Source organism: Pseudomonas putida, assembly GCF_028682395.1.
Taxonomy (GTDB): domain Bacteria; phylum Pseudomonadota; class Gammaproteobacteria; order Pseudomonadales; family Pseudomonadaceae; genus Aquipseudomonas; species Aquipseudomonas putida_AB.
The window spans coordinates 14,913-35,610 of the sequence record NZ_JANHLC010000014.1 but is presented as its reverse complement, the minus strand read 5'-3'; the positions used below and the strand labels follow the sequence as shown (position 1 = coordinate 35,610).

The 20,698-nt window shown below is 54.7% G+C and carries 34 protein-coding genes; all 34 read right to left on the bottom strand.

The genetic code is table 11. The annotated features are described in order from the left end of the window. Positions 1-78: 78 nt before the first annotated feature. The gene (gene bfr / locus NPS46_RS23935) at positions 79-543 is read right to left on the bottom strand and encodes a bacterioferritin (protein WP_274111626.1); all 465 of its coding nucleotides are present in this window, start codon (positions 541-543) and stop codon (positions 79-81) included. Between the two features lie 154 nt (positions 544-697). Further along, positions 698-2,146 (bottom strand): catalase, encoded by a 1,449-nt coding sequence (locus tag NPS46_RS23930; RefSeq protein WP_274111624.1) that lies wholly within the window; start codon positions 2,144-2,146, stop codon positions 698-700. Between the two features lie 178 nt (positions 2,147-2,324). Next, entirely contained in the window at positions 2,325-2,711 is a 387-nt protein-coding gene (gene rplQ, locus NPS46_RS23925; protein WP_095630588.1) for a 50S ribosomal protein L17, read from the bottom strand. A gap of 41 nt (positions 2,712-2,752) precedes the next feature. Continuing rightward, positions 2,753-3,754 carry a DNA-directed RNA polymerase subunit alpha gene (locus NPS46_RS23920; protein ID WP_003176403.1) on the bottom strand — a complete coding sequence of 334 codons (1,002 nt, stop codon included), beginning with the start codon at positions 3,752-3,754 and terminating at the stop codon, positions 2,753-2,755. A gap of 22 nt (positions 3,755-3,776) precedes the next feature. Further along, the gene (gene rpsD, locus NPS46_RS23915; RefSeq protein ID WP_025262045.1) at positions 3,777-4,397 is read right to left on the bottom strand and encodes a 30S ribosomal protein S4; all 621 of its coding nucleotides are present in this window, start codon (positions 4,395-4,397) and stop codon (positions 3,777-3,779) included. Positions 4,398-4,415: 18 nt separating this feature from the next. Next, positions 4,416-4,805, bottom strand: coding sequence for a 30S ribosomal protein S11 (rpsK, locus tag NPS46_RS23910; RefSeq protein ID WP_007924177.1), 390 nt, complete (start codon positions 4,803-4,805; stop codon positions 4,416-4,418). 30 nt (positions 4,806-4,835) lie between these two features. Beyond that, on the bottom strand, positions 4,836-5,192 hold the full coding sequence (gene rpsM / locus NPS46_RS23905; protein WP_274111618.1) for a 30S ribosomal protein S13: 357 nt from the start codon (positions 5,190-5,192) through the stop codon (positions 4,836-4,838). A gap of 131 nt (positions 5,193-5,323) precedes the next feature. Then, positions 5,324-5,440 carry a 50S ribosomal protein L36 gene (gene rpmJ, locus NPS46_RS23900; RefSeq protein WP_002555468.1) on the bottom strand — a complete coding sequence of 39 codons (117 nt, stop codon included), beginning with the start codon at positions 5,438-5,440 and terminating at the stop codon, positions 5,324-5,326. Between the two features lie 28 nt (positions 5,441-5,468). Beyond that, positions 5,469-6,797 (bottom strand): preprotein translocase subunit SecY, encoded by a 1,329-nt coding sequence (gene secY / locus NPS46_RS23895; RefSeq protein ID WP_274111616.1) that lies wholly within the window; start codon positions 6,795-6,797, stop codon positions 5,469-5,471. Beyond that, positions 6,798-7,232, bottom strand: a complete 435-nt coding sequence (rplO, locus tag NPS46_RS23890) for a 50S ribosomal protein L15 (RefSeq protein ID WP_274111614.1) — start codon at positions 7,230-7,232, stop codon at positions 6,798-6,800. It abuts the gene before it with no gap. Between the two features lie 3 nt (positions 7,233-7,235). Beyond that, on the bottom strand, positions 7,236-7,412 hold the full coding sequence (gene rpmD, locus NPS46_RS23885; protein WP_003176408.1) for a 50S ribosomal protein L30: 177 nt from the start codon (positions 7,410-7,412) through the stop codon (positions 7,236-7,238). A 2-nt stretch (positions 7,413-7,414) separates the two neighbouring features. Continuing rightward, on the bottom strand, positions 7,415-7,915 hold the full coding sequence (gene rpsE, locus NPS46_RS23880) for a 30S ribosomal protein S5 (protein WP_003186035.1): 501 nt from the start codon (positions 7,913-7,915) through the stop codon (positions 7,415-7,417). A 3-nt stretch (positions 7,916-7,918) separates the two neighbouring features. Further along, the gene (gene rplR, locus NPS46_RS23875) at positions 7,919-8,269 is read right to left on the bottom strand and encodes a 50S ribosomal protein L18 (RefSeq protein WP_003186037.1); all 351 of its coding nucleotides are present in this window, start codon (positions 8,267-8,269) and stop codon (positions 7,919-7,921) included. Between the two features lie 10 nt (positions 8,270-8,279). Next, positions 8,280-8,813, bottom strand: coding sequence for a 50S ribosomal protein L6 (gene rplF / locus NPS46_RS23870; RefSeq protein ID WP_274111612.1), 534 nt, complete (start codon positions 8,811-8,813; stop codon positions 8,280-8,282). A gap of 12 nt (positions 8,814-8,825) precedes the next feature. Continuing rightward, positions 8,826-9,218 carry a 30S ribosomal protein S8 gene (rpsH, locus tag NPS46_RS23865; protein ID WP_008065722.1) on the bottom strand — a complete coding sequence of 131 codons (393 nt, stop codon included), beginning with the start codon at positions 9,216-9,218 and terminating at the stop codon, positions 8,826-8,828. Positions 9,219-9,429: 211 nt separating this feature from the next. Beyond that, positions 9,430-9,735, bottom strand: coding sequence for a 30S ribosomal protein S14 (gene rpsN, locus NPS46_RS23860; protein WP_166363239.1), 306 nt, complete (start codon positions 9,733-9,735; stop codon positions 9,430-9,432). Between the two features lie 13 nt (positions 9,736-9,748). After that, positions 9,749-10,288: a 50S ribosomal protein L5 gene (gene rplE / locus NPS46_RS23855; RefSeq protein WP_274111609.1), complete on the bottom strand. Its 540-nt coding sequence runs from the start codon at positions 10,286-10,288 to the stop codon at positions 9,749-9,751. A gap of 22 nt (positions 10,289-10,310) precedes the next feature. Then, a complete protein-coding gene (rplX, locus tag NPS46_RS23850; protein WP_007896770.1) occupies positions 10,311-10,625 on the bottom strand; it encodes a 50S ribosomal protein L24 in 315 nt (104 codons plus the stop codon). Positions 10,626-10,636: 11 nt separating this feature from the next. Further along, positions 10,637-11,005, bottom strand: a complete 369-nt coding sequence (rplN, locus tag NPS46_RS23845; RefSeq protein ID WP_002555479.1) for a 50S ribosomal protein L14 — start codon at positions 11,003-11,005, stop codon at positions 10,637-10,639. 23 nt (positions 11,006-11,028) lie between these two features. Continuing rightward, positions 11,029-11,295 carry a 30S ribosomal protein S17 gene (rpsQ, locus tag NPS46_RS23840; RefSeq protein WP_003176419.1) on the bottom strand — a complete coding sequence of 89 codons (267 nt, stop codon included), beginning with the start codon at positions 11,293-11,295 and terminating at the stop codon, positions 11,029-11,031. Between the two features lie 2 nt (positions 11,296-11,297). Further along, the gene (gene rpmC, locus NPS46_RS23835; RefSeq protein WP_002555481.1) at positions 11,298-11,489 is read right to left on the bottom strand and encodes a 50S ribosomal protein L29; all 192 of its coding nucleotides are present in this window, start codon (positions 11,487-11,489) and stop codon (positions 11,298-11,300) included. Next, positions 11,489-11,902, bottom strand: coding sequence for a 50S ribosomal protein L16 (rplP, locus tag NPS46_RS23830; RefSeq protein WP_016779178.1), 414 nt, complete (start codon positions 11,900-11,902; stop codon positions 11,489-11,491). Before rplP ends, rpmC begins: the two co-directional genes overlap by 1 nt. A 12-nt stretch (positions 11,903-11,914) precedes the next feature. Next, positions 11,915-12,601 carry a 30S ribosomal protein S3 gene (gene rpsC, locus NPS46_RS23825; RefSeq protein ID WP_003176422.1) on the bottom strand — a complete coding sequence of 229 codons (687 nt, stop codon included), beginning with the start codon at positions 12,599-12,601 and terminating at the stop codon, positions 11,915-11,917. Positions 12,602-12,614: 13 nt separating this feature from the next. Continuing rightward, positions 12,615-12,947, bottom strand: coding sequence for a 50S ribosomal protein L22 (gene rplV / locus NPS46_RS23820; protein WP_003103908.1), 333 nt, complete (start codon positions 12,945-12,947; stop codon positions 12,615-12,617). 11 nt (positions 12,948-12,958) lie between these two features. Next, positions 12,959-13,234, bottom strand: a complete 276-nt coding sequence (gene rpsS, locus NPS46_RS23815) for a 30S ribosomal protein S19 (RefSeq protein ID WP_002555486.1) — start codon at positions 13,232-13,234, stop codon at positions 12,959-12,961. Between the two features lie 16 nt (positions 13,235-13,250). Next, a complete protein-coding gene (gene rplB, locus NPS46_RS23810) occupies positions 13,251-14,075 on the bottom strand; it encodes a 50S ribosomal protein L2 (RefSeq protein ID WP_003317104.1) in 825 nt (274 codons plus the stop codon). 14 nt (positions 14,076-14,089) lie between these two features. Continuing rightward, complete coding sequence (rplW, locus tag NPS46_RS23805; RefSeq protein ID WP_002555488.1) at positions 14,090-14,389, bottom strand: 50S ribosomal protein L23; 300 nt, start codon at positions 14,387-14,389, stop codon at positions 14,090-14,092. Next, entirely contained in the window at positions 14,386-14,988 is a 603-nt protein-coding gene (gene rplD, locus NPS46_RS23800) for a 50S ribosomal protein L4 (RefSeq protein WP_274111603.1), read from the bottom strand. Before rplD ends, rplW begins: the two co-directional genes overlap by 4 nt. 12 nt (positions 14,989-15,000) lie before the next feature. Then, positions 15,001-15,636, bottom strand: coding sequence for a 50S ribosomal protein L3 (gene rplC, locus NPS46_RS23795; RefSeq protein WP_003186059.1), 636 nt, complete (start codon positions 15,634-15,636; stop codon positions 15,001-15,003). Positions 15,637-15,716: 80 nt separating this feature from the next. Beyond that, positions 15,717-16,028, bottom strand: coding sequence for a 30S ribosomal protein S10 (gene rpsJ, locus NPS46_RS23790; RefSeq protein ID WP_003186070.1), 312 nt, complete (start codon positions 16,026-16,028; stop codon positions 15,717-15,719). Positions 16,029-16,184: 156 nt separating this feature from the next. Next, the gene (tuf, locus tag NPS46_RS23785) at positions 16,185-17,378 is read right to left on the bottom strand and encodes an elongation factor Tu (RefSeq protein ID WP_274111601.1); all 1,194 of its coding nucleotides are present in this window, start codon (positions 17,376-17,378) and stop codon (positions 16,185-16,187) included. A 30-nt stretch (positions 17,379-17,408) separates the two neighbouring features. Then, a complete protein-coding gene (fusA, locus tag NPS46_RS23780; RefSeq protein ID WP_274111599.1) occupies positions 17,409-19,526 on the bottom strand; it encodes an elongation factor G in 2,118 nt (705 codons plus the stop codon). A gap of 30 nt (positions 19,527-19,556) precedes the next feature. Beyond that, entirely contained in the window at positions 19,557-20,027 is a 471-nt protein-coding gene (gene rpsG, locus NPS46_RS23775; protein WP_274111597.1) for a 30S ribosomal protein S7, read from the bottom strand. A gap of 109 nt (positions 20,028-20,136) precedes the next feature. Further along, complete coding sequence (gene rpsL / locus NPS46_RS23770; protein ID WP_003186084.1) at positions 20,137-20,508, bottom strand: 30S ribosomal protein S12; 372 nt, start codon at positions 20,506-20,508, stop codon at positions 20,137-20,139. Positions 20,509-20,698: the final 190 nt, after the last annotated feature.

Genomic DNA, 20,698 nt, shown 5'->3' with positions numbered 1-20,698 from the left:
CCCTGCCATTGTAAAATGGCAGGGGCTTTTTCGTAGGTTCTGAAAAGCCTATCGGCAGCTAGCGCCGCCTGGATACGATCAGAACTGCGATTGCAGGTAGTTCTGTAAACCGATCGATTTGATCAATCCCAGCTGTTTTTCCAGCCAGTAGGTGTGATCCTCTTCGGTATCGGCCAGCTGCACACGCAGGATGTCGCGGCTGATGTAGTCCTTATGCAGTTCGCAAAGCTCGATACCCTTGCACAGCGCTGCACGAACCTTGTATTCGAGACGCAAATCCGCAGCGAGCATCTCAGGCACGGTGGTGCCGCTGTCGACATCGTCGGGACGCATGCGCGGCGTGCCTTCGAGCATCAGGATCCGCCGCATCAGGGCATCAGCGTGTTGCGCTTCTTCTTCCATTTCGTGGTTGATACGCTCGTAGAGCTTGCTGAAGCCCCAGTCCTCGTACATCCGCGAATGGATGAAATATTGGTCACGAGCCGCCAGTTCACCAGTCAGCAACGTGTTGAGATATTCGATTACGTCCGGGTGACCTTGCATCGCCCTCACCTCCCTACTTCAAAGTCGATAGTTTGAACCAAGCTGACCGAGAGGTCACCCGCGCAACGCAATAAAAATGAAGAATTTCAGAGAAAAGTGGGTTAAATAACGCAAAAACCGCCCAATTGAGGGCGGTTCTGCTTATCGTTTAGACTTAGTTACGCTGTACACCCAGCGCCTTGGCAACACCCTCACCGTAAGCCGGATCAGCCTTGTAGAAATGCTCCAGTTGACGCTGCACGACCTGCGGCGTCACTCCAGCCATTGCACCGGCAATATTGCCGATCAGCAGGGCTTTTTGCTCGTCAGTCATCAGGCGGAACAACGCCCCGGCATGGCTGTAGTAGTCCGTATCTTCGCGATGATCATAGCGATCAGCCGAGCCACTCAGAGCCAATGCTGGCTCAGCGTACTGCGGCGCCTGCTTGGGAGCATCGGCATAGCTGTTCGGCTCATAGTTGGGCGCAGCGCCGCCGTTGCTGCCAAAGGCCATTGAGCCGTCACGCTGATAGCTGTTAACCGGGCTACGCGGCGCATTGACCGGCAGTTGCTGGTGATTGGTGCCGATACGGTAGCGGTGTGCATCCGCGTAAGCGAAAACCCGCCCTTGCAGCATACGGTCTGGCGACAAGCCCACGCCTGGCACCATATTGCTCGGTCCAAAAGCGGCCTGCTCAACTTCAGCGAAGTAGTTGAGCGGGTTGCGATTAAGCTCCAACTCGCCAATCTCAATCAGTGGAAACTCCTTCTGCGACCAGGTCTTGGTCACGTCAAACGGATTTTCGTAATGAGCCGCGGCCTGGGCCTCGGTCATGATCTGGATGCAGACACGCCATTTCGGAAAATCACCGCGCTCGATCGCCTCGAACAAGTCGCGCTGAGCGTAATCGGGATCAGTGCCAGCCAGACGCGCAGCATCGGCCGGCGCCAGGTTCTTGATGCCCTGCTGGGTCTTGTAGTGCCACTTCACCCAATGCCGCTCGCCCTTGGCGTTGACCAGGCTGTAGGTATGGCTACCGAAGCCGTGCATATGCCGATAGCCATCGGGAATGCCACGGTCGGAAAACAGTATGGTGACCTGGTGCAGCGCCTCTGGTGAGTGCGACCAGAAATCCCACATCATCTGCGCACTTTTCAGGTTGCTCTGGGGCAAACGTTTTTGGGTGTGGATAAAATCCGGAAATTTCAGTGGGTCACGGATAAAAAAGACAGGCGTGTTATTACCCACAATGTCCCAGTTGCCTTCCTCGGTATAGAACTTCAAGGCGAACCCACGGGGATCACGCTCGGTATCTGCCGAGCCGCGCTCGCCGCCGACCGTGGAGAAACGCAGAAAGGTAGGCGTCTGCTTGCCGACCGAATCAAACAGCTTGGCGCTGGAGTAGCCAGTGATGTCCCTGGTGACGGTAAACGTACCGTAGGCCCCCGAACCCTTCGCGTGAACGCGACGCTCCGGAATATTTTCCCGGTTGAAGTGTGCAAGCTTCTCGATCAGGTGGAAATCGTCGAGCAACAACGGACCGCGCGGGCCGGCCGAACGGGAGTTCTGGTTATCAGCGACTGGAGCGCCGCTGGCGGTCGTCAGGGTTTTATTCTCGGTCATATTTTCCTTCCTCTTCAGGCTCTATTCGAAAATGCCGCTTAATCGGCTTGGAAGGAGTATTGGCCAGAATAATTCCATTTAAAAATTCATTAACTATCTTCAACCGATAGAAATTTACTAATGCACAAGACACAAAAAACCGGGCACTAGGCCCGGTTCTTTGTTTCAGACTGACGTCTTACTCAGCGGATACTGCTTCACCGCCGACAGGACGATCAACCAGCTCAACGTACGCCATAGGAGCGTTGTCACCAGCGCGGAAACCGCACTTGAGGATGCGCAGGTAGCCACCCTCACGGGTAGCGTAACGCTTGCCCAGGTCGTTGAAGAGCTTACCAACGATAGCTTTCGAACGAGTACGGTCGAAAGCCAGACGGCGGTTAGCCAGGCTGTCTGTCTTGGCCAAAGTAATCAGCGGCTCAGCAACGCGGCGCAGTTCTTTAGCTTTCGGCAGTGTAGTTTTGATCAGCTCGTGCTCGAACAGCGACACCGCCATGTTCTGGAACATAGCCTTGCGGTGCGAGCTGGTACGGCTCAGGTGACGACCACTTTTACGATGACGCATGGTTCATTCCTTACCAAACTCACGTTCGGTGATTACGACGATCAGGCAGTCGCCTTGTCGTCCTTCTTAAGACTTGCAGGCGGCCAGTTGTCGAGGCGCATGCCGAGGGACAGACCGCGGGAGGCCAGTACGTCCTTGATTTCAGTCAAGGATTTCTTGCCCAGGTTCGGAGTCTTCAACAGTTCTACTTCGGTGCGCTGAATCAGATCGCCGATGTAGTAAATGTTTTCCGCCTTAAGGCAGTTAGCCGAACGTACAGTCAGTTCCAGATCGTCAACCGGGCGAAGCAGGATCGGATCGATCTCGTCTTCCTGCTCGATTACCACAGGCTCGCTATCACCTTTGAGGTCGACGAACGCAGCCAACTGCTGTTGCAGAATGGTTGCAGCACGACGGATGGCCTCTTCAGGATCCAGGGTACCGTTGGTTTCCAGATCAATTACCAGCTTGTCCAGGTTGGTACGCTGCTCGACACGGGCGTTTTCCACCACGTATGCGATACGGCGAACCGGGCTGAACGAAGAGTCGAGCTGCAAGCGACCAATGCTGCGGCTTTCGTCTTCATCGCTCTGACGCGAGTCTGCTGGTTCATAACCACGACCACGAGCTACGGTGAGCTTCATGTTCAAGGCGCCGTTAGACGCCAGGTTAGCGATTACGTGATCGGGATTAACGATCTCGACATCATGATCCAGCTGAATATCGGCAGCGGTAACCACCCCCGAACCCTTCTTCGACAAGGTCAGCGTAACTTCGTCACGGCCGTGCAGCTTGATAGCCAGACCTTTAAGGTTCAACAGGATTTCAATGACGTCTTCCTGTACACCTTCGATGGCGCTGTACTCGTGGAGCACACCGTCAATCTCGGCCTCGACTACTGCACAGCCTGGCATTGAGGACAACAGGATGCGGCGCAGCGCGTTGCCCAGGGTGTGGCCAAAACCACGCTCGAGAGGCTCGAGGGTAATTTTGGCGCGGGTTGGACTGACAACCTGCACATCAATGTGGCGGGGTGTCAGGAACTCATTTACCGAAATCTGCATGGATGCACCTATTTTCTAGCCCTTACTTGGAGTAGAGCTCGACAATCAGGCTTTCGTTGATGTCGGCGGAGAGGTCACTGCGAGCTGGAACGTTCTTGAAAACGCCCGACTTCTTCTCAGTGTCCACTTCTACCCATTCTACGCGGCCACGCTGGGCACACAGATCGAGAGCCTGGACAATGCGCAGTTGATTCTTTGCCTTCTCACGAATAGCAACCACGTCACCAGCACGAACCTGGTAGGACGGGACGTTTACGGTTTTGCCGTTAACGCTGATCGACTTGTGCGATACCAGCTGACGGGATTCGGCACGAGTAGAGCCAAAACCCATACGGTATACAACGTTGTCCAGACGGCATTCGAGCAGTTGCAGCAGGTTTTCACCGGTTGCACCTTTCTTGCCAGCAGCTTCTTTGTAGTAGCCGCTGAACTGACGCTCAAGAACGCCATAAATACGACGGACCTTCTGCTTTTCACGCAGTTGGGTGCCGTAGTCGGATTGGCGACCGCGGCGTTGGCCGTGGATACCAGGGGCAGCTTCGATATTGCACTTCGATTCGATAGCGCGGACGCCACTCTTCAGAAAGAGATCGGTGCCTTCACGACGTGCCAGTTTGCATTTTGGACCAATGTAACGAGCCATTCTTTACAGTCTCCTGGATTACACGCGGCGCTTCTTCGGCGGACGGCACCCGTTGTGCGGGATTGGCGTCACGTCGGTGATGCTGGCGATCTTATAGCCACAGCCGTTCAAAGCACGGACAGCGGACTCACGACCTGGACCTGGGCCCTTGACGTTAACGTCGAGGTTTTTCAGGCCATATTCCAGCGCAGCTTGACCAGCACGTTCAGCAGCTACTTGAGCAGCGAACGGGGTGGACTTGCGGGAACCGCGGAAACCCGAACCACCGGAGGTTGCCCAAGAAAGCGCGTTACCCTGACGGTCGGTGATGGTCACGATGGTGTTGTTGAAAGACGCGTGGATGTGGGCGATGCCATCAACCACTGTCTTTTTAATCTTTTTACGAGGACGAGCAGCAGGTTTTGCCATGACTAAATTCCTGTCGATTCGCTGGTGCGATTACTTGCGGATCGGCTTACGCGGACCTTTACGGGTACGCGCGTTGGTCTTGGTACGCTGACCGCGTACTGGAAGACCACGACGATGGCGGAGACCGCGATAGCAGCCCAGATCCATCAAGCGCTTGATTTTCATGTTGATTTCGCGACGCAGGTCACCTTCAGTGGTGAACTTAGCCACTTCGCTACGCAGCTGTTCAATTTGCTCGTCGCTCAGATCTTTGATCTTCACGGCTGGGTTTACCCCAGTGTCTGCACAGATCTTCTGTGCAGTAGTGCGACCAACACCATAGATGTAGGTCAGCGAGATAACAGTATGCTTGTTATCTGGAATGTTAACGCCTGCAATACGGGCCATTCAGTGGGACTCCAATTGACAGCTACCTACGCCCCGGAAGCCAAGAAATAGGGCGCGAGATAATATCGCTGTAATAACAAATAATCAACCCAGCAGCGCACTAGCTGCTGGGCTTGAAGCACAGATCACACTCAGCCTTGGCGCTGTTTGTGACGCGGTTCCGCGCTGCAAATTACTCGAACAACACCTTCGCGGCGAATAATTTTGCAGTTACGGCACAGCTTTTTCACCGATGCACGAACTTTCATCACCAACTCCTCGAACCTTATGGGAACTTCAGCGCAGCATTCCGCTGCCGTAGCCCTTCAGGTTGGCTTTCTTCATCAGGGATTCGTACTGGTGCGAAACGAGGTGCGATTGTACTTGGGACATGAAGTCCATAACAACCACGACCACGATCAGCAACGAGGTCCCGCCAAGGTAGAACGGAACGTTTGCAGCAACCACCAGGAACTGGGGCAGCAAGCACACGGCCGTCATATAAAGAGCACCGAACATGGTCAAGCGGGTCAGAACGCCATCAATGTAGCGCGCCGACTGCTCACCTGGACGGATGCCCGGAATAAAGGCACCGGACTTCTTCAGGTTTTCCGCTACGTCTTTCGGATTGAACATCAACGCCGTATAGAAGAAGCAGAAGAAAATAATCCCTGCACTAAACAGCAGAATATTCAACGGCTGACCAGGAGCGATCGACTGCGAGAGGTCCTGCAACCAGCCCATACCTTCAGACTGACCAAACCAGGCGCCCAGCGAAGCCGGGAACAGCAAAATGCTGCTCGCGAAAATGGCAGGAATAACGCCCGCCATGTTCACCTTCAACGGCAAGTGGCTAGTCTGCGCAGCAAAAACCTTACGACCCTGCTGACGCTTGGCGTAGTGAACAGCAATACGACGCTGACCACGCTCAATGAACACCACAAAACCGATAATCGCTACTGCCAGCAAACCGATGGCAACCAGGGCGAAGATATTGATATCCCCCTGACGTGCAGACTCGAAAGACTGCCCAATTGCTCTCGGAAGACCGGCGACGATACCTGCGAAAATCAACATCGAGATACCGTTGCCAACACCACGCTCGGTAATCTGCTCACCCAGCCACATCATGAACATCGCGCCCGCCACAAAAGTGGTTACCGCGACGAAATGGAAGCCAAAGTCAGCCACGAACGCAACGCCCTGCCCGGCCAGACCAACGGACATGCCGATAGCCTGAACCAGAGCGAGGACGACAGTGCCGTAGCGGGTGTACTGGCTGATCTTGCGACGGCCAGCTTCACCTTCCTTCTTCAACTGCTCCAGCTGAGGGCTGACGGCGGTCATCAACTGCATGATGATCGATGCCGAAATGTACGGCATGATCCCCAACGCAAAAATGCTCATCCGCTCCAGCGCACCGCCGGAAAACATGTTGAACAAGCTAAGAATGGTCCCCTCATTCTGTCGAAACAGGTCTGCCAATCGGTCTGGGTTGATACCTGGAACCGGAATGTGTGCGCCTATTCGGTAGACGATAATCGCCAAGAACAGAAAACGCAGACGAGCCCAAAGTTCAGACATACCGCCTTTGCCGAGCGCAGAGAGAGCACCTTGCTTAGCCATTTATTCCTCGAACTTGCCGCCAGCTGCTTCGATAGCCGCGCGCGCACCTTTGGTGGCGGCGATACCTTTGAGGGTGACTGCGCGAGTAACGTCGCCGGACAGCATGATTTTCACACGCTGAACGTTTTGGTTAATCACGTTGGCATCCTTCAGGGACTGCAGAGTTACAACGTCGCCTACCACTTTAGCCAGTTCGGAAGTGCGCACTTCTGCGCGATCCATGGCCTTCAGGGAAACGAAGCCGAACTTCGGCAGGCGACGATGCAGCGGCTGTTGACCGCCTTCAAAGCCTGGAGCGATGGTGCCACCGGAGCGGGAGGTTTGACCCTTGTGGCCACGGCCACCGGTCTTACCCAAACCACTACCGATACCACGGCCCGGACGATGCTTTTCGCGACGGGAACCCGGCGCTGGACTCAGATCATTGAGTTTCATCGATTAACCCTCGACACGCAGCATGTAGTAAGCCTTGTTGATCATCCCGCGATTCTCGGGAGTATCCTGGACTTCTACAGTGTGACCGATGCGACGCAGACCCAGACCCTTAACGCACAGTTTGTGGTTAGGGATACGGCCGGTCATGCTTTTGATCAGCGTTACTTTAACGGTAGCCATGATCAGAAGATCTCCTTGACGCTTTTGCCACGCTTGGCGGCAATGGATTCAGGAGACTGCATAGCCTTCAGACCCTTGAAAGTGGCGTGAACCACGTTTACAGGGTTAGTCGAGCCGTAGCACTTGGCCAGAACGTTCTGAACGCCAGCAACTTCGAGGACAGCACGCATAGCGCCGCCAGCGATGATACCGGTACCTTCAGAAGCAGGCTGCATGTACACCTTGGAAGCACCGTGAGCGGACTTCATTGCGTACTGCAGAGTAGTGCCGTTCAGATCAACCTGGATCATGTTGCGGCGAGCAGCTTCCATTGCCTTCTGGATCGCAGCAGGCACTTCACGCGACTTGCCACGGCCGAAGCCAACACGGCCTTTACCATCACCAACCACGGTCAACGCGGTGAAGGTGAAGATACGGCCGCCTTTAACGGTTTTGGCTACGCGGTTAACTTGAACCAGCTTCTCAATGTAGCCTTCGTCGCGCTTTTGGTCGTTATTTGACATAACTTAGAACTCCAGCCCAGCTTCACGAGCAGCATCAGCCAGCGCCTTGACGCGGCCGTGATACTTGAAGCCAGAGCGGTCGAAAGCCACCTGCGAGACGCCAGCGGCTTTTGCACGCGTAGCGACCAGCTGGCCAACCTTAGTGGCCGCGTCGATGTTGCCAGTGGCGCCATCACGCAGTTCTTTATCCAAAGTCGAGGCGCTTGCCAGGACTTTGTTGCCGTCGGCCGAAATGACCTGGGCATAGATGTGCTGCGAAGAGCGGAACACGCAGAGACGCACGACTTCGAGTTCGTGCATTTTCAGGCGTGCTTTGCGAGCGCGACGCAGTCGAGTAACTTTTTTGTCGGTCATTTGCTATGCCCTACTTCTTCTTGGCTTCTTTACGGCGGACGACTTCGTCTGCGTAACGCACACCTTTGCCTTTGTAAGGCTCTGGTGGACGGAAGTCGCGGATCTCAGCGGCCACTTGACCAACCAACTGCTTGTCGATACCTCGGATGAAGATATCGGTCTGGTTGGGAGTCTCAGCGGTGATGCCTTCCGGCAGTTCGTAATCCACTGGGTGCGAGAAGCCGAGAGCCAGGTTCAGCACTGTGCCTTTTGCTTGCGCTTTGTAACCAACACCGACCAGCTGGAGCTTGCGCTCGAAGCCTTGGCTTACGCCCTGGACCATGTTGTTTACCAACGCACGAGTGGTACCGGCCATTGCACGAGTTTGTTGGTCGCCATTGCGAGCAGCGAAACGCAGCTCACCAGCTTCCTCAACAATTTCAACGGACGAGTGTACGTTCAGTTCGAGAGTGCCCTTGGCACCCTTCACCGAAAGCTGTTGGCCGGCGAATTTTACTTCAACGCCTGCTGGCAGCTTAACGGGGTTCTTAGCGACGCGAGACATGCTTATCCCCCCTTAGAACACTGTGCAAAGAACTTCGCCGCCGACACCGGCAGCGCGCGCAGCACGATCAGTCATCACACCTTTGTTGGTGGAGACGATAGACACACCGAGACCGCCACGAACTTTTGGCAGATCATCGACGGACTTGTACTGACGCAGGCCTGGACGGCTAACGCGCTTAACTTCCTCGATGACCGGACGGCCTTCGAAGTACTTCAGCTCGATGGATAGCAACGGCTTAGTTTCGCTGCTGATCTGATAACCCGCGATGTAACCTTCGTCCTTCAGGACCTTGGCTACAGCCACCTTCAACGTGGAAGACGGCATGCTTACGACGGACTTTTCAGCCATCTGGGCATTACGGATTCGAGTTAGCATGTCCGCTAACGGGTCCTGCATACTCATGGGCTAGACGCTCCTGATACAAAAAAAATTAGCCTTCCGGCTACTACTTTCGCCGAGCTGCACGCACACAAAAAGTGCGGGCTCAGGCGAGCCGGTCATTCTAGACATACGCCAGAAATGAATCAAGCCCCAAAAGGGGCTTGATTCAAGTTCAAGGTCACCGACGGTCAGGTTCCTGAGAACCCGAACGCCGAGACTTTGGCGGTATGACTTACCAGCTGGCTTTAACCAGACCTGGAACGTCACCACGCATTGCAGCTTCACGCAGCTTGTTACGGCCAAGGCCGAACTTGCGGTAAACGCCGTGCGGACGACCGGTGATGCGGCAGCGATTGCGCATGCGCGAAGCGCTTGCATCACGTGGCTGCTTCTGCAGGGCAACGGAAGCTTCCCAACGCGCCTCTGGACTTGCGTTCAGATCAACGATGATAGCTTTCAGCTCTGCACGCTTCTTGGCGTACTTAGCGACCGTGAGCTGACGCTTCAGCTCGCGGTTTTTCATGCTCTTCTTGGCCATTTTCCTACTCCAATCAGTTGCGGAACGGGAATTTGAAAGCACGCAGCAATGCGCGACCTTCTTCATCCGTCCGAGCAGTGGTGGTCAGGGTGATGTCCAGACCGCGGAGAGCATCGATCTTGTCGTAGTCGATTTCCGGGAAGATGATCTGCTCTTTAACGCCCATGCTGTAGTTACCACGACCATCGAAGGACTTGGCATTCAGGCCGCGGAAGTCGCGAACCCGAGGCAGGGAGATCGACAGCAGACGATCCAGGAATTCGTACATACGCTCACGGCGCAGGGTCACTTTGACGCCGATCGGCCAACCTTCACGGACTTTAAAGCCAGCGATGGATTTCCGAGCGTAGGTCACGATGACTTTCTGGCCGGTGATCTTTTCCAGGTCAGCAACAGCGTGCTCGATGACTTTTTTGTCGCCGATCGCTTCGCCCAGACCCATGTTCAGGGTGATTTTGGTAACGCGCGGAACTTCCATCACGTTCCCGAGCTTAAGTTCTTCCTTAAGCTTGGGAGCGATTTCCTTCCGGTAAATCTCTTGTAGTCGTGCCATGGTCTTATCTACCTAGCAGTGTTCAAGCATCAACCGCTTTTTGGGTCGACTTGAAGACACGAATTTTCTTGCCGTCTTCTACTTTGAAACCAACGCGGTCAGCCTTGTTGGTTTCGCCGTTGAAAATGGCGACGTTAGAAGCGTGCAGTGGCGCTTCTTTCTCGACGATACCGCCCTGTACGCCCGACATCGGGTTAGGCTTGGTATGACGCTTAACCAGGTTCAAACCACCGACGACCAGACGGTCATCAGCGAGAACCTTAAGCACCTTACCGCGCTTACCCTTGTCCTTGCCGGCGATCACGATGATCTCGTCGTCACGACGAATCTTTTGCATGTCGGATCTCCTTACAGCACTTCTGGGGCGAGCGAGACGATCTTCATGAACTTCTCAGTACGAAGTTCACGGGTCACTGGCCCAAAGATACGGGTGCCGATCGGCTCTTGCTTGTTGTTCAGCAGAACAGCAGCGTTGCCATCAAAGCGGATGATGGAGCCGTCAGCGCGACGAACACCATGGCGAGTGCGGACTACGACAGCAGTCATCACTTGGCCTTTTTTCACCTTACCGCGCGGAATTGCTTCCTTGACGGTAACTTTGATGATGTCACCGATACCAGCGTAACGACGATGGGAGCCACCCAGCACCTTGATGCACATAACGCGGCGAGCGCCGCTGTTATCGGCCACATCGAGCATGGATTGAGTCTGAATCATATAATTTCTCCGACCCCTAGTCCTTAGACTTCCACAGCGCGTTCGAGAACATCAACCAGTGCCCAAGACTTAGTCTTGGCCAACGGACGAGTTTCACGAATAGTGACTTTGTCGCCGATGTGGCACTGATTGGTTTCGTCGTGCGCGTGCAGCTTAGTCGAACGCTTAACGTATTTACCGTAGATCGGGTGCTTAACGCGACGCTCGATCAGAACGGTGATGGTCTTGTCCATCTTGTCGCTGACAACACGGCCAGTCAGCGTACGGACAGTTTTTTCGGCTTCAGCCATGATTACTTACCTGCCTGCTGGTTGAGCACAGTCTTCACGCGAGCGATGTCACGCTTAACTTGCGAGAGCAGATGCGACTGCCCCAACTGGCCAGTTGCTTTCTGCATGCGCAGATTGAACTGGTCGCGCAGCAAGCCGAGCAGTTGCTCGTTCAGCTGCTGTGCGGATTTTTCACGAAGTTCATTCGCTTTCATCACATCACCGTCCGTTTAACAAAGGAGGTGGCGAGCGGCAGCTTTGCAGCAGCCAGGGCGAAAGCCTCACGCGCCAGCTCTTCAGTAACACCCTCGATTTCATACAGGACTTTGCCTGGCTGAATCTGGGCAACCCAATATTCCACGTTACCCTTACCTTTACCCATCCGAACTTCGAGTGGCTTCTTGGAAATAGGCTTGTCCGGGAATACACGGATCCAGATCTTGCCGCCACGTTTTACGTGACGGGTCAGTGCACGACGCGCTGACTCGATCTGACGAGCGGTGAGACGACCACGAGCTACAGACTTCAGCGCATATTCGCCGAAGCTGACTTTGCTACCGCGCAATGCCAGACCACGGTTGTGGCCAGTCATTTGCTTGCGGAACTTCGTACGCTTTGGTTGCAACATTTGGCGTACCCCTTACTTAGCAGCTTTTTTACGAGGCGCTGGTGCTTGTGGCTTCAGCTCTTCTTGGCGACCACCAATTACTTCGCCTTTGAAGATCCAAACCTTTACACCGATCACACCGTAGGTGGTGTGAGCTTCGTAGTTGGCATAGTCGATGTCGGCACGCAGGGTGTGCAGTGGCACACGACCTTCGCGATACCATTCAGTACGTGCGATTTCAGCACCGCCGAGACGACCGCTCACTTGGATTTTGATGCCTTTGGCACCAATGCGCATTGCGTTCTGTACTGCGCGCTTCATAGCGCGACGGAACATTACACGGCGCTCCAGCTGCTGAGCTACGCTCTGCGCAACCAGCATACCGTCGAGCTCCGGCTTACGGATCTCTTCGATATTGATGTGCACAGGCACACCCATTTGCTTGGTCAGGTCCTGACGCAGTTTCTCAACATCTTCACCTTTCTTCCCGATAACGATACCTGGGCGAGCGGTGTGGATGGTGATACGTGCAGTTTGGGCCGGACGATGGATGTCGATACGGCTTACGGACGCGCTTTTTAGTTTGTCTTGGAGATACTCACGCACCTTCAGATCAGCGAACAAGTAGTCCGCATAAGTCCGACCGTCTGCGTACCAGACGGAGGTGTGCTCCTTGACGATTCCCAGGCGAATGCCAATGGGATGTACTTTCTGACCCATCTCTTCGACTCCGTTACTTGTCAGCAACCTTGACAGTGATATGGCAAGACCGCTTGACGATGCGATCAGCACGGCCTTTGGCACGCGGCATGATGCGCTTCAGCGAACGCCCTTCGTTGACGAAAACGGTGCTGACCTTCAGGTCATCAACGTCTGCGCCTTCGTTATGCTCGGCGTTGGCTACGGCCGACTCCAGCACTTTCTTCATGATCTCGGCGGCTTTCTTACTGCTGAAAGCCAACAGGTTGAGCGCTTCGCCCACCTTCTTCCCGCGGATCTGGTCGGCGACCAAGCGGGCTTTCTGGGCGGAGATTCGAGCGCCCGACAACTTAGCGGCTACTTCCATTTCCTAACCCCTTAACGCTTGGCTTTCTTGTCAGCCACGTGCCCACGATAAGTGCGGGTACCGGCGAACTCGCCCAGTTTGTGGCCGACCATGTCTTCGTTAACGAGAACTGGGACGTGTTGACGACCGTTGTGTACTGCGATGGTCAGACCGACCATTTGTGGCAGGATCATCGAACGACGCGACCAGGTCTTAACTGGTTTGCGATCGTTCTTTTCCGCCGCCACTTCGATCTTCTTCAGTAGGTGAAGATCAATAAAAGGACCTTTTTTCAGAGAACGTGGCACTGTCGTATCCCTCTATTTACTTGCGACGACGGACGATCATTTTGTCGGTACGCTTATTACCACGAGTCTTCGCGCCCTTAGTCGGGAAGCCCCATGGCGATACCGGATGACGACCACCAGAGGTACGACCTTCACCACCACCATGTGGGTGGTCAACCGGGTTCATGGCAACACCACGAACGGTTGGGCGAACGCCACGCCAGCGTTTGGCACCAGCTTTACCCAGGGAACGCAGGCTATGCTCGGAGTTCGAGACTTCGCCCAGCGTTGCACGGCATTCCGACAACACTTTACGCATTTCACCGGAACGCAGACGCAGGGTCACATAGACACCTTCACGAGCGATCAACTGAGCCGAAGCACCAGCGGAACGAGCGATCTGAGCGCCTTTACCTGGCTTCAACTCGATGCCATGTACGGTGCTACCCACTGGGATGTTACGCAGTTGCAGAGCGTTACCCGGCTTGATCGGCGCCAAAGCACCTGCGATCAGCTGGTCGCCAGCGCTCACGCCTTTAGGGGCGATGATGTAGCGACGCTCGCCATCTGCGTACAGCAGCAGAGCGATGTGAGCAGTACGGTTTGGATCGTATTCGATGCGCTCGACAGTGGCAGCGATGCCATCTTTGTCATTGCGACGGAAATCGACCAGACGATAGTGCTGCTTATGACCACCACCGATGTGGCGAGTGGTAATACGGCCATTGTTGTTACGACCACCAGACTTCGATTTTTTCTCGAGCAGCGGTGCGTGAGGAGCGCCTTTATGCAGCTCCTGGTTGACCACCTTGACCACAAAACGGCGGCCAGGGGAAGTCGGTTTGCATTTAACGATTGCCATGATGCACCCCTTCCTTACTCAGCACTGCTGCTGAAATCGAGATCTTGGCCTGGCTGAAGGGAGATAACTGCCTTCTTCCAGTCATTACGCTTGCCCAGACCGCGAGCAGTGCGCTTGCTTTTACCCAGAACGTTCAGGGTAGTCACACGCTCTACTTTCACGCTGAACAGGCTTTCGACGGCCTTCTTGATTTCCAGCTTGGTTGCGTCAGTAGCAACCTTGAAAACGAACTGACCTTTCTTATCTGCCAGAACCGTAGCCTTCTCGGAAACGTGCGGGCCAAGCAGAACTTTAAATACGCGTTCCTGGTTCATCCCAGCAGCTCCTCGAATTTCTTCACGGCCGACACGGTGATCAACACCTTGTCGTATGCGATCAGACTAACTGGATCGGAACCCTGTACGTCACGCACGTCGACGTGAGGCAGGTTACGAGCAGCCAGGTACAGGTTCTGATCAACTGCGTCAGACACGATCAGAACGTCGGTCAGACCCATGCCAGTCAGTTTGTTCAGCAGATCTTTGGTTTTTGGAGCTTCAACAGCGAAGTCCTGAACCACGACCAGACGATCAGTACGCACCAGCTCAGCAAGGATGGAACGCATTGCTGCGCGATACATCTTCTTGTTCAGCTTCTGGGAGTGATCCTGTGGACGAGCTGCGAAAGTGGTACCGCCGCCACGCCAGATTGGGCTACGGATAGTACCGGCACGAGCACGGCCAGTACCTTTCTGACGCCAAGGGCGCTTACCGCCACCACGAACGTCGGAACGGGTCTTTTGCTGCTTGCTACCTTGACGGCCGCCGGCCATGTAGGCCACGACTGCTTGGTGAACCAGCGTCTCGTTGAACTCGCCGCCAAATGTCAGTTCGGAAACTTCGATCGCTTGAGCGTCATTTACATTTAATTGCATGTCAGCTTCCCCTTAACCGCGAGCCTTGGCTGCTGGACGTACAACCAAGTTGCCGCCAGTAGCGCCAGGAACAGCGCCCTTGACCAACAACAGATTGCGTTCAGCGTCCACGCGCACTACTTCCAGGGACTGCACGGTCACGCGCTCAGCGCCCATATGACCGGACATTTTTTTGCCCTTGAATACACGACCAGGAGTCTGGCACTGGCCGATAGAGCCTGGGACGCGGTGGGACACGGAGTTACCGTGGGTATTATCTTGCCCGCGGAAGTTCCAGCGCTTGATCGTACCCTGGAAGCCTTTACCTTTGGACTGACCGGTTACATCAACCAGTTGACCTGCAGCGAAGATTTCAGCGTTGATCAGATCGCCTGCCTGGTACTCGCCTTCTTCAAGGCGGAATTCCATTACGGTACGACCAGCAGCTACGTTCGCCTTAGCGAAGTGGCCAGCTTGAGCAGCTGTGACACGCGAAGCACGACGCTCGCCGACAGTGACTTGCACTGCACGATAGCCATCGGTCTCTTCAGTTTTGAACTGGGTGACGCGATTCGGCTCGATCTCAATGACCGTGACCGGAATGGAGACACCTTCTTCGGTGAAAATACGGGTCATACCGCATTTACGACCGACTACACCAATAGTCATGTTGTAAACCTCATGAGTGTACGGGGCTTTCACCCGCTATGGCCGCCCATTTCAGAGCGTTACACGACTAAGACCGAGTCTTAGCCGAGGCTGATCTGCACTTCCACACCGGCCGCAAGATCAAGCTTCATAAGAGCATCAACGGTTTTATCCGTTGGCTGGACGATGTCCAACACGCGCTTATGAGTACGGATTTCGTACTGATCACGCGCGTCTTTGTTGACGTGCGGGGAGACCAGAACGGTGAACCGCTCTTTACGGGTAGGCAGTGGAATTGGACCACGCACTTGGGCACCAGTACGTTTCGCGGTTTCCACGATTTCCTGGGTCGATTGGTCGATCAGGCGATGGTCAAAAGCCTTCAACCTGATACGGATTTGCTGATTTTGCATTGGATTTCAGACTCCGGCTGCTATTCCCACCGGGCGCAATACGCCCGTTAAAAGGAGGCGCAATTCTATAGACGCCCCAGATAGGTGTCAACCCAATAAAAAAGCCCCCGCTAGGCGGAGGCTTTTTCAAACATCTAAGCAAACTCTAAAAAGAGATTACTCGATGATTTTGGCTACGACGCCAGCGCCGACGGTACGACCGCCTTCACGGATAGCGAAACGCAGACCATCTTCCATCGCGATGGTTTTGATCAGAGTGACAGTCATCTGGATGTTGTCACCTGGCATTACCATTTCAACGCCTTCTGGCAGTTCGCAGTTACCAGTCACGTCAGTAGTACGGAAGTAGAACTGTGGACGGTAGCCTTTGAAGAACGGAGTATGACGGCCGCCTTCTTCTTTGCTCAGAACGTATACTTCTGCGGTGAACTTGGTGTGCGGCTTAACCGAACCCGGCTTAACCAGAACCTGACCACGCTCAACGTCGTCACGCTTGGTACCACGCAGCAGAACGCCGCAGTTCTCGCCAGCACGACCTTCGTCGAGCAGTTTGCGGAACATTTCAACACCGGTGCAGGTGGTGACGGTGGTATCACGCAGACCAACGATTTCCAGCGGATCTTGAACGCGAACAATGCCACGCTCGATACGGCCAGTTACAACGGTACCACGACCCGAAATCGAGAACACGTCTTCGATTGGCATCAGGAATGGCTTGTCGGTCAGACGAACTGGCTCAGGGATGTAGGCATCCAGAGTTTCAACCAGCTTACGAACGGCAGTGGTGCCCATTTCGTTGTCGTCTTTACCTTCCAGCGCCATACGCGCGGAACCGATGATGATTGGAGTGTCATCACCTGGGAAGTCGTAAGTGCTCAGCAGATCGCGCACTTCCATCTCAACCAGTTCCAGCAGCTCAGCGTCGTCTACCAGGTCAGCCTTGTTCAGGAAGACCACGATGTACGGAACGCCAACCTGACGGGACAGCAGGATGTGCTCACGGGTTTGTGGCATCGGACCATCAGCGGCCGAGCAAACCAGAATAGCGCCGTCCATCTGGGCAGCACCGGTGATCATGTTCTTCACATAGTCAGCGTGACCTGGGCAGTCGACGTGAGCGTAGTGACGGATCTTCGAGTTGTACTCAACGTGCGCAGTGTTGATGGTGATACCACGAGCTTTTTCTTCTGGCGCGCTGTCGATCTTGTCGAAGTCAACAACAGCCGAACCGAAAACCTCGGAGCAAACACGGGTCAGTGCTGCAGTCAGAGTGGTTTTACCATGGTCAACGTGACCGATAGTGCCAACGTTGACGTGCGGTAGGGAACGATCAAATTTTTCTTTAGCCACGACAATTAACTCCTTGCCTAAAGGGCTGAATCAGCCTTGTTTTTTAACGAGTGCTTCGACGATGTTCGACGGAGCTTCGGCGTACTTGGAGAACTCCATGGAGTAGCTCGCGCGACCCTGGGACATGGAACGGACGTCGGTCGCATAACCGAACATCTCACCCAGCGGAACTTCAGCACGGATAACCTTGCCAGAGACCGAATCTTCCATACCCTGGATCAGACCACGACGACGGTTCAGGTCACCCATCACGTCACCCATGTAGTCCTCAGGGGTTACTACTTCAACCTTCATGATCGGTTCAAGAACTACGCCCTTGCCCTTCTCACGCAGCTGCTTGGTCGCCATGGAGGCCGCTACCTTAAACGCCATCTCGTTGGAGTCGACGTCATGGTAAGAACCATCAAACACGGTCGCCTTCAGGCCGATCAGCGGATAACCGGCAACAACGCCGTTTTTCATCTGCTCTTCGATACCCTTCTGGATTGCCGGGATGTATTCCTTCGGAACCACACCACCAACGACCTCGTTGGCAAACACCAGACCTTCAGTGATATTGCCTTTCTCGTCCACATCAGCCGGAGCAAAGCGGATCCAGCAATGACCAAACTGGCCACGACCGCCGGACTGACGAACGAACTTACCTTCGACTTCGCAGCCGACGGTGATCTTCTCGCGGTAAGAAACCTGCGGCTTACCGATGTTGGCCTCTACGTTGAATTCACGACGCATACGGTCAACAAGGATATCCAGGTGCAACTCACCCATACCCGAGATGATGGTCTGACCAGTTTCTTCGTCAGTCTTGACGCGGAACGAAGGGTCTTCCTGAGCAAGCTTGCCCAGTGCAATACCCATCTTCTCTTGGTCAGCCTTGGTTTTCGGCTCTACAGCCACCGAAATTACCGGCTCAGGGAAGTCCATGCGCTCCAGGATGATCTGCTTGTCCAGATCGCACAGGGTGTCACCGGTAGTGACGTCCTTCATGCCGATCAGAGCAGCGATATCGCCTGCACGCACTTCTTTGATTTCTTCGCGCTGGTTGGCGTGCATCTGCACCATACGACCAACGCGCTCTTTCTTACCCTTGACCGAGTTGATCACGGAGTCGCCAGAGCTCAGGAAACCCGAGTAAACACGAACGAACGTCAGAGTACCAACGAACGGGTCGGTAGCAATCTTGAACGCCAGAGCGGAGAACGGCGAGGCATCATCTGCATGACGCTCGTCAACGCGCTCTTCGTCGTCCGGGTGGGTACCCTTGATCGGCGGGATCTCGGTCGGAGCAGGCAGGTAATCGATAACAGCATCGAGAACCAGTGGTACACCCTTGTTCTTGAACGAAGAACCACAAACAGCCGGAACAATTTCACCAGCCAAAGTACGAGCGCGCAGACCTGCCTTGATTTCTTCGACAGTCAGCTCGCCCTCTTCGAGGTACTTGTTCATCAGCTCTTCGTTGGCTTCGGCAGCGGCTTCAACCATGTTGGAGCGCCACTCTTCAGCCAGGCTCAGCAGCTCAGCAGGGATCTCCTCCTCACGGTAGGTAGTACCCTTGTCGTCGTCGTTCCAGTAGATAGCCTTCATCTTGACCAGATCGATCTGACCCGCGAAGTTCTCTTCCGAACCGATAGCCAGCTGAACCGGAACCGGGGTGTGACCCAGACGATTTTTGATCTGACCAACAACGCGCAGGAAGTTAGCACCGGCACGGTCCATTTTGTTCACGTATACAACACGCGGAACACCGTACTTGTTGGCTTGACGCCATACGGTTTCGGACTGTGGCTCAACGCCGGAAGTACCGCAGAACACCACGACAGCACCGTCGAGTACGCGCAACGAGCGCTCTACTTCAATGGTGAAGTCCACGTGACCCGGGGTATCGATAACGTTGACGCGATAGTTATCGTACTGGCCGCGCGAACCCTTCCAGAAGGTCGTTACAGCAGCGGAGGTAATGGTAATACCACGCTCCTGCTCCTGCACCATCCAGTCAGTGGTCGCAGCGCCATCATGCACTTCACCCAGCTTGTGGCTGAGGCCTGTATAAAACAGGATCCGCTCGGTAGTAGTGGTCTTGCCCGCATCAACGTGCGCACAGATACCAATGTTACGGTAGCGGTTAATCGGTGTAGTACGAGCCATAAAGCCCTCGCAAATTGAGTGACGCTAAAATTAGAAGCGGTAGTGCGAGAAAGCCTTGTTGGCTTCAGCCATACGGTGCACGTCTTCACGCTTCTTAACTGCAGCACCTTTGCCTTCGGCAGCGTCCAGCAGTTCGCCAGCCAAGCGCAGAGCCATAGACTTCTCGCCGCGCTTGCGGGCGTAGTCTACCAACCAGCGCATTGCCAGAGCATTACGACGGGACGGACGCACTTCAACAGGAACCTGGTAAGTAGCACCGCCAACACGGCGCGACTTCACTTCGACCAGCGGAGCGATGGCGTCGAGAGCTTTCTCGAAGAGTTCCAGGGGATCACTGTTCTTGCGTTCTTTAACTTTTTCCAGCGCGCCATAAACGATACGCTCGGCAACGGCTTTCTTGCCGCTTTCCATTACGTGGTTCATGAACTTGGCGAGAATCTGGCTTCCGTATTTCGGATCGTCCAGAATCTCACGTTTGGCTGCTACGCGACGTCTTGGCATGATAAGCCCTCAAGCGGTCTTCAGGTTAGCCCGGGACAGTGACCCAATGGGTTGCGTGCCCGACCTTACTCTTATCGACTCAATAAAATTAATAACTACAAACGGCCGATTACTTCGGACGCTTGGTACCGTATTTCGAACGACCCTGGTTCCGGCCTTTAACGCCCGAAGTATCCAGAGAGCCGCGAACGGTGTGGTAACGAACACCTGGCAAGTCTTTTACACGACCGCCGCGGATCAGTACCACGCTGTGCTCTTGCAGGTTGTGACCTTCACCACCGATGTACGAGGAAACCTCGAAACCGTTGGTCAGGCGCACACGGCATACTTTACGCAGTGCCGAGTTAGGTTTTTTCGGCGTAGTGGTATACACACGGGTGCACACGCCACGACGTTGCGGGCAGTTCTGCAGCGCAGGCACGTCGGATTTCTCGACGATACGCTTACGCGGCTGACGTACCAGCTGGTTGATAGTTGCCATCTACTAGCTCCACTGTTGTCTTGCGACGCTATTGTCTTGCAAGAAAAGCAAAATGGCAGGAACGAGCTCCCGCCAAATTTAGGGGTACAAGAGTCTAAAGAGGATCTTGGCCCCAGTCAAGACAAGGCCCCGGCCTTCCCTTCATCTCCATCCCGACATTGCTGCCAGGACTTCGACTTCAGGAAGGACC

Bases quoted from the DNA above. Each gene is read 5' to 3' on its own strand.
- fusA (WP_274111599.1), bottom strand. From the start codon at position 19,526: ATGGCTCGTACTACACCGATTAACCGCTACCGTAACATTGGTATCTGT.
- rplQ (WP_095630588.1), bottom strand. From the start codon at position 2,711: ATGCGTCATCGTAAAAGTGGTCGTCACCTGAGCCGTACCAGCTCGCAC.
- rpsN (WP_166363239.1), bottom strand. From the start codon at position 9,735: ATGGCCAAGAAGAGCATGAAAAACCGCGAGCTGAAGCGTCAGCTCACG.
- rplR (WP_003186037.1), bottom strand. From the start codon at position 8,269: ATGACCGACAAAAAAGTTACTCGACTGCGTCGCGCTCGCAAAGCACGC.
- rplD (WP_274111603.1), bottom strand. From the start codon at position 14,988: ATGCAATTAAATGTAAATGACGCTCAAGCGATCGAAGTTTCCGAACTG.
- rplE (WP_274111609.1), bottom strand. From the start codon at position 10,288: ATGGCACGACTACAAGAGATTTACCGGAAGGAAATCGCTCCCAAGCTT.
- rpsD (WP_025262045.1), bottom strand. From the start codon at position 4,397: ATGGCTCGTTACATTGGTCCAAAATGCAAACTGGCACGTCGTGAAGGC.
- rplX (WP_007896770.1), bottom strand. From the start codon at position 10,625: ATGCAAAAGATTCGTCGTGACGACGAGATCATCGTGATCGCCGGCAAG.
- rplV (WP_003103908.1), bottom strand. From the start codon at position 12,947: ATGGAAGTAGCCGCTAAGTTGTCGGGCGCTCGAATCTCCGCCCAGAAA.
- rplC (WP_003186059.1), bottom strand. From the start codon at position 15,636: ATGACTATTGGTGTAGTCGGTCGTAAATGCGGTATGACCCGTATTTTC.
- rpsG (WP_274111597.1), bottom strand. From the start codon at position 20,027: ATGCCAAGACGTCGCGTAGCAGCCAAACGTGAGATTCTGGACGATCCG.
- rplP (WP_016779178.1), bottom strand. From the start codon at position 11,902: ATGTTGCAACCAAAGCGTACGAAGTTCCGCAAGCAAATGACTGGCCAC.
- rplB (WP_003317104.1), bottom strand. From the start codon at position 14,075: ATGGCAATCGTTAAATGCAAACCGACTTCCCCTGGCCGCCGTTTTGTG.
- NPS46_RS23920 (WP_003176403.1), bottom strand. From the start codon at position 3,754: ATGCAGATTTCGGTAAATGAGTTCCTGACACCCCGCCACATTGATGTG.
- rpsJ (WP_003186070.1), bottom strand. From the start codon at position 16,028: ATGCAAAATCAGCAAATCCGTATCAGGTTGAAGGCTTTTGACCATCGC.
- rpmJ (WP_002555468.1), bottom strand. From the start codon at position 5,440: ATGAAAGTTCGTGCATCGGTGAAAAAGCTGTGCCGTAACTGCAAAATT.
- rplW (WP_002555488.1), bottom strand. From the start codon at position 14,389: ATGAACCAGGAACGCGTATTTAAAGTTCTGCTTGGCCCGCACGTTTCC.
- rplO (WP_274111614.1), bottom strand. From the start codon at position 7,232: ATGAAACTCAATGATCTGAGTCCAGCGCCGGGTTCCCGTCGCGAAAAG.
- rpsC (WP_003176422.1), bottom strand. From the start codon at position 12,601: ATGGGTCAGAAAGTACATCCCATTGGCATTCGCCTGGGAATCGTCAAG.
- rplF (WP_274111612.1), bottom strand. From the start codon at position 8,813: ATGTCTCGCGTCGCTAAGAACCCCGTTAAGCTGCCAGCAGGCGTTGAA.
- rpsQ (WP_003176419.1), bottom strand. From the start codon at position 11,295: ATGGCTGAAGCCGAAAAAACTGTCCGTACGCTGACTGGCCGTGTTGTC.
- secY (WP_274111616.1), bottom strand. From the start codon at position 6,797: ATGGCTAAGCAAGGTGCTCTCTCTGCGCTCGGCAAAGGCGGTATGTCT.
- rpsE (WP_003186035.1), bottom strand. From the start codon at position 7,915: ATGTCAAATAACGACCAAAAGCGCGACGAAGGCTACATTGAGAAGCTG.
- rpsK (WP_007924177.1), bottom strand. From the start codon at position 4,805: ATGGCAAAACCTGCTGCTCGTCCTCGTAAAAAGATTAAAAAGACAGTG.
- rpsM (WP_274111618.1), bottom strand. From the start codon at position 5,192: ATGGCCCGTATTGCAGGCGTTAACATTCCAGATAACAAGCATACTGTT.
- rplN (WP_002555479.1), bottom strand. From the start codon at position 11,005: ATGATTCAGACTCAATCCATGCTCGATGTGGCCGATAACAGCGGCGCT.
- NPS46_RS23930 (WP_274111624.1), bottom strand. From the start codon at position 2,146: ATGACCGAGAATAAAACCCTGACGACCGCCAGCGGCGCTCCAGTCGCT.
- rpmC (WP_002555481.1), bottom strand. From the start codon at position 11,489: ATGAAAGCGAATGAACTTCGTGAAAAATCCGCACAGCAGCTGAACGAG.
- rpsL (WP_003186084.1), bottom strand. From the start codon at position 20,508: ATGGCAACTATCAACCAGCTGGTACGTCAGCCGCGTAAGCGTATCGTC.
- bfr (WP_274111626.1), bottom strand. From the start codon at position 543: ATGCAAGGTCACCCGGACGTAATCGAATATCTCAACACGTTGCTGACT.
- rpsH (WP_008065722.1), bottom strand. From the start codon at position 9,218: ATGAGTATGCAGGACCCGTTAGCGGACATGCTAACTCGAATCCGTAAT.
- rpmD (WP_003176408.1), bottom strand. From the start codon at position 7,412: ATGGCTACCGTTAAAGTAACGCTGATCAAAAGCATGACCGGCCGTATC.